Annotated in this window: 5 protein-coding genes; all 5 read left to right on the plus strand. The window is 69.0% G+C overall.

Annotated elements, in window-relative coordinates; all coding sequences use genetic code 11:
* Positions 1 to 58: 58 nt before the first annotated feature.
* Positions 59 to 1,411, plus strand: coding sequence for a GntP family permease (locus AC1DOC_RS16585; RefSeq protein ID WP_478130106.1), 1,353 nt, complete (start codon positions 59 to 61; stop codon positions 1,409 to 1,411).
* 15 nt (positions 1,412 to 1,426) lie between these two features.
* A complete protein-coding gene (gntK, locus tag AC1DOC_RS16590; RefSeq protein WP_307596781.1) occupies positions 1,427 to 2,986 on the plus strand; it encodes a gluconokinase in 1,560 nt (519 codons plus the stop codon).
* Positions 2,987 to 3,025: 39 nt separating this feature from the next.
* Positions 3,026 to 3,952 carry an AraC family transcriptional regulator gene (locus AC1DOC_RS16595; RefSeq protein WP_307596782.1) on the plus strand — a complete coding sequence of 309 codons (927 nt, stop codon included), beginning with the start codon at positions 3,026 to 3,028 and terminating at the stop codon, positions 3,950 to 3,952.
* 248 nt (positions 3,953 to 4,200) lie between these two features.
* Entirely contained in the window at positions 4,201 to 5,199 is a 999-nt protein-coding gene (locus tag AC1DOC_RS16600; RefSeq protein ID WP_478084266.1) for a Bug family tripartite tricarboxylate transporter substrate binding protein, read from the plus strand.
* A 13-nt stretch (positions 5,200 to 5,212) separates the two neighbouring features.
* Positions 5,213 to 5,681, plus strand: a 469-nt coding sequence (locus AC1DOC_RS16605; RefSeq protein WP_478130107.1) for an enoyl-CoA hydratase/isomerase family protein, incomplete at its 3' end; no start/stop codon positions are given.

Raw genomic sequence — 5,681 nt, forward strand, 5'->3', positions numbered from 1 at the left:
GCGCTATCCCTGGCACCACCGGCCGCCCGTGGCGCGGCCGGATTCAGGAGACATACACATGTTCGGAATGAGCAAAGAGGTATTCCTGCTCGTCGACGCCCTGGTGGCGATCCTCGGGCTGATCCTTCTGATCACGCGCTGGCGCGTGCACCCCTTCATCGCGCTGACGCTGGCCGCGGGCTTCCTGGGCCTGACCTCGGGCATGCCGGTGGACCTGGTGATGAAGTCCTTCCAGGAGGGCTTCGGCGGCGTGCTCGGCTTCGTGGGCATCGTGCTGGGCCTGGGCACCATGCTGGGCAAGTTGATGGCCGAATCGGGCGGCGCCGACCGCATTGCGCGCACGCTGATCGACGCCTTCGGCCGCGAGCGCGTGCACTGGGCGATGATGTTCGCGGCGTTCCTGGTGGGCATTCCGCTGTTCTTCGAGATCGGCTTCGTGCTGCTGATCCCGCTGGTGTTCATCGTGGCGCGGCGCACCGGCGTCTCGCTGATCCGCATCGGCATTCCGCTGCTGGCCGGCCTGTCGGTGGTGCACGGCCTGGTGCCGCCGCATCCAGGGCCGCTCTTGGCCATCGGCGTGTTCGGCGCCGACATCGGCAAGACCATCTTCTACGGCCTCATCGTCGGCCTGCCCACCGCGATGATCGCGGGGCCGATCTTCGGCAAGTTCATTTCCAAGTACGTGCCGGGCGAAGCCTCGCCCGAGCTGATGGAGCAGCTGGCGCACGAACCCGAAGCGCGCGAGCTGCCCGGCTTCGGCATCACGCTGCTCACGGTGCTGCTGCCGGTCGCGCTGATGCTGCTGAAGACTTTTRCCGACGTGGCGCTCGACGACAAGAACGTGGTGCGCCACTGGATGGACTTCATCGGCCACCCGATCACCGCGCTGCTGGCGGCGCTGCTGCTGTCGCTCTACACCTTCGGCACTGCGCGCGGCTTCACTGCCAGGCAGATCATGAAGTTCGTCGACGACAGCCTGGCGCCCACCGCGGCCATCGTGCTGATCATCGGCGCGGGCGGCGGCTTCAAGCAGATGCTGGTGGCGAGCGGCGTGGGCAACGCGATCGGGCAGATGGCGCTGCATGCGCAGGTCTCGCCGATCCTGCTCGCGTGGCTGGTGGCGGGGCTGATCCGCATCGCCACCGGCTCGGCCACGGTTGCCACCATCACGGGCGCGGGCATCGTCGCGCCGCTTGCCACCATGGTGCCGGGCGTGAACCGCGAGCTGCTGGTGCTGGCCACGGGCGCGGGTTCGCTGATCCTCTCGCACGTCAACGACGCGGGCTTCTGGCTGGTCAAGCAATACTTCAACATGACGGTGGCCGAGACCTTCAAGACCTGGACCGTGATGGAAACGCTGATCTCGGTCGTGGCCATCGTGTTCATCATGCTGCTCGGCATGGTCGTGTAAGCCAAGGAGACAAGCATGGGCCGCATCGTCATCGGGGTCGACATCGGAACCACCAGCACCAAGGCGGTGGCCTTCACGCCGGCCGGGCGCGTGCTGGCGCACGACGCGGTCGAATACCCGCTGCTGCAGCCCGAGGCCGCGGCCGCCGAGCAGGACCCGGAGCAGATCTTCCAGGCCGTGCTCGCGGCCATCGCCGGCTGCGTGAAGCAGAGCAGGGCCGCGCCCGCCGACGTGCTCGCGGTGTCCTTCAGCGCGGCGATGCACAGCCTGATCCTGGTCGATGCCGCGGGCGCGCCGCTCACGCGCAGCATCACCTGGGCCGACCACCGTGCCTCGGCCTGGGCCGTGCGCATCCGCGACGAGTGGGATGGCCTGGCCATCTACCGCCGCACCGGCACGCCGATCCATCCGATGTCGCCGCTGGCCAAGCTGGTGTGGCTGCGCCACGAGCGCGCCGAGCTCTTCGCACGCGCCGCGCGCTTCGTCGGCATCAAGGAGTACGTGTTCTTCCGGCTCTTCGGCCAGTGGCAGGTCGACCATTCGATCGCCTCGGCCACAGGCCTGTTCGACATCGAGCGGCTCGACTGGGACGAAGGTGCGCTTGCGCTCGCCGGCGTGCGCGCCGAGCAGCTGCCGCGCCCGGTGCCGACCACCTGGCACATCGAGGGCCTGGCGGCGGACACCGCGGCGCAGCTGGGCCTGGCGCGCGACACGCCGTTCGTGATCGGCGCCAACGACGGCGTRCTCTCCAATCTTGGCGTGAACGCGATGGCGCCCGGCGAAGTGGCCGTGACCATCGGCACCAGCGGCGCGATGCGCACCGTGGTCGACCATCCGATGACCGATCCCGAGGGCCGCACCTTCTGCTATGCACTGGCCGAGCGGCGCTGGGTGGTGGGCGGACCGGTGAACAACGGCGGCATCATCCTGCGCTGGGTGCGCGACGAGTTCGCCTCGGCCGAGGCCGAGACCGCCAAGCGCCTGGGCATCGACACCTACGAGGTGCTCACGCGCATCGCCGAGCGCGTCTCCGCGGGCTCCGAAGGGCTGGTGTTCCACCCCTTCCTCACCGGCGAACGCGCGCCCTACTGGAACGCCGACCTGCGCGGCTCCTTCTTCGGGCTGGGCATCCACCACCGCAAGGAGCACATGATCCGCGCGGTGCTCGAGGGCGTGATCTTCAACCTGCACAGCATCCTGCCGGCGGTCGAGTCGATCGCGGGCCCGAGCGCCCGCATCAAGGCCACCGGCGGCTTCGCCCGCTCGGGCATGTGGCGCCAGATGATGGCCGACGTGTTCGACCGCGAAGTGGTGGTGCCCGAAAGCTTCGAGAGCTCCTGCCTCGGCGCCGCGGTGCTCGGGCTCTATGCGCTGGGCCATGTCGATTCGCTCGACGTGGTCGCGGGCATGGTCGGTGCGACCCACCGCCACACGCCCAACGCCAAGAACGTTGCGCTCTATCGGCAGCTGCTGCCGGTGTTCCTCTCGCTGCCGCACAAGCTTGGCGAGGAATACCGGCTGCTTGCCGCGTTCCAGCAGCAGACGGCGGTGCCGCCGCCGGTGCGCAAAAGCTGACGGCGCGCTTCGCTGCGGCCCCTTTTTGGAGACCTGGCTTTGCTGAACACCACGCCGCAGGCCTTTGCTTCCCGGCAGGCCTTTGCCTCCCAGCAGGCCCTTGCCTCCCAGCAGGTGTTCGATGCCTGCGCCACGGTCCACTGCGAAGGCGCCTCTGCACCTTCGCAGCGAGAGAGCCATCCGCGCTGCCTGCATGAACACGAGCTGCACCTGATCGGCGCACGGCCCGCGCGCCTTCGCATCGGCGCGGGCGCGGACCAGGAGACGCACAGCTTCGCACCCGGCACCGTCGTGCTGCTCGGTCCGCGGCTGCCGCACAGCCTCGCGTTCGAGCACCGCGCGCCGCCGGGTGGCGGCAGCGCAGGCGAACTGGTGCTGCGCTTCAGCGACGAGCTGCTGCGCCGCGGCATGGCGCTTTTTCCGGAGCTAGGCGATGCCGGCCCGCTGCTGGCGCGCGCGCGCCAGGGCGTGCAGTTCGTCGGCCTGGGCGCGGACACGCTCGCGCGCCTGCGCCGCATCGAGACGCTGCGCGGGCTCGCGCGTTTCTCCGAGTTCATCGCGCTGCTGAACGAGCTCGCGCAATGGCGCGACTACCGGCTGCTTGCCGATGTCTTCCTGGCCGATGCAGGCTTCGACGAGGACGGCCGCGCGCTGCGCATCCACAAGGCGATCGACTACATCCGCGACAACTACGCCGAGGCGCTGTCGCTGGCCGAGGTCGGCGCGATCGCGGGCATGCGCGAGAACGCGTTCTCGCGCAGCTTCCGCCGCGCCACCGGCCAGACCTTCACCGACTTCGTCAACGGCCTGCGCGTGGCCAGGGCCTGCCGCCTGCTGGCCTCGACGCGCCAGCAGGTGAGCAGCATCTGCTATGAGGTGGGGTTCAACAACATCTCGAATTTCAACCGGCACTTCCGCCGGATCCAGGGCATGACGCCGGGCGAATTCCGCGGCCGCCGGATGTGAACGCGCGCCGGGCTGGCACCGGCATCAGGGCTCCAGCAGCAGCTCGCCCGTGGTCGCGCGGCTGGCGCATCTTTTCCGCCAGCGTCCGCATCGGCGGCGCCGGCAGAGCTAGCTCGAATTCCACGCAATGGAAATGTGGGGATGCGCGGCAGAGCCCGCATCCCTAAGCTTGGACCCGTCGATGAGAAGAGCCGCAGCGCCGCCCTCGATGCCTGCTTTCTCACATTCCCTTTCGACGGAGACAAACGATGCTGAACCCCATGACGCTGGCGCGCGCCAGGCATGCCATCCTTCTTACGCTGGCCTGCGCGGTTGGCGGCCTGGCCGCGGTGCCGGCGCGCGCGGCCTTTCCCGACAAGCCGATCAAGCTCGTGGTGCCGTTCGCACCCGGCGGCGGCACCGACCTCGTGGCCCGCACCATGGCCATCGCGATGGGGCAGGAGCTGGGGCAGCCCGTGATCATCGACAACAAGCCCGGCGCGGGCACGATCATCGGCACGGACGCCGTGGCCAAGAGCGCCCCCGATGGCTACACGATGGTGATGGCCACGGTGGCGCACGTCGTGAACCCGAGCCTGCAGCCCAAGCTCCCGTACAACCATGACAAGGCCTTTGCGCCGGTCATGCTGGTGGGCATTTCGCCGAACGTGCTGGTGGTTCGCGCCGACAGCCCGCTCAAGTCGGTGAAGGACCTGGTCGATGCGGCCAGGGCCCAGCCGGGCAAGCTGTCCTTCGCGTCGCAGGGCGCGGGCACCTCGGCCCACCTGGCCGGCGAGCTCTTCAAGAACCTGACCAAGACCGACATCACCCACATCCCCTACCGCGGTGCCGGCCCCGCCATCACCGACCTGCTGGGCGGACAGGTCGACGTGATGTTCGCGACGGCCGCGGCGGTGGGCAGCTTTGTCGAGAGCGGCAAGCTGCGCGCGCTGGCCGTGACGACCGCCACGCGCTCCACGGCCCACGCGCTCGCGAAGGTGCCGACGATCGCGGAGAGCGGCGTGCCGGGCTACGTTGCCGACAGCTGGTATGGCCTGTACGCGCCCGCCGGCACCCCGGCCGAGGTGATCGCGCGCCTGAATGCCGCAGCGAAGAAGGCCGTGCAGACGGAGGCCTTCCGCAAGCGGGTGGAGTCCGAGGGCCTCGTCATCAACGGCGGCTCGCCGCAGGACTTCGACAGGTACGCCAAGGGCGAGGAAGCGCGCTGGCGCAAGGTGGTCAAGGAAAACAACATCACGGCCGAATGAACGGAGAAATCGAATGAGCAGCAGCAGCCTGATCGAACTGGAAACCGCGAACGGCATCGCCACCCTGTGGCTGAACCGCCCCGAAAAGCGCAACGCGATGAGCGACGACATGCGCACTGAATTCATCGCCGCGCTGGAGCATGTGGCCAACGACACGGCGATCCGCGCCCTGGTGCTCACCGGACGCGGCAAGGGCTTCTGCGCCGGCGGCGATGTCGCCGGCATGGAACGGCGGATGCAGGCGCCCGCGGGCGAGGTCGGCTTCAACGGCTGGAGCCGCCAGCAGCGCGTGCACCACACCCAGTCGCTGCTGCACACCATGCCCAAGCCGACGATCGCTGCCGTCAACGGCGCCGCCTCGGGCCTGGGCGCCGACACGGCGCTGGCCTGCGACTTCATCATCGCCTCGGATGCGGCGAGCTTCACCTGGTCCTACATCCATCGCGGCATCGTGCCCGATGGCGGCGGCATGTACTTCCTGC

This window comes from Variovorax sp. 01T439_2 (genome assembly GCF_056398445.1).

Excerpts from the sequence above, each read along its gene's own strand:
- AC1DOC_RS16600 (WP_478084266.1), top strand. The coding sequence starts at position 4,201 with ATGCTGAACCCCATGACGCTGGCGCGCGCCAGGCATGCCATCCTTCTT.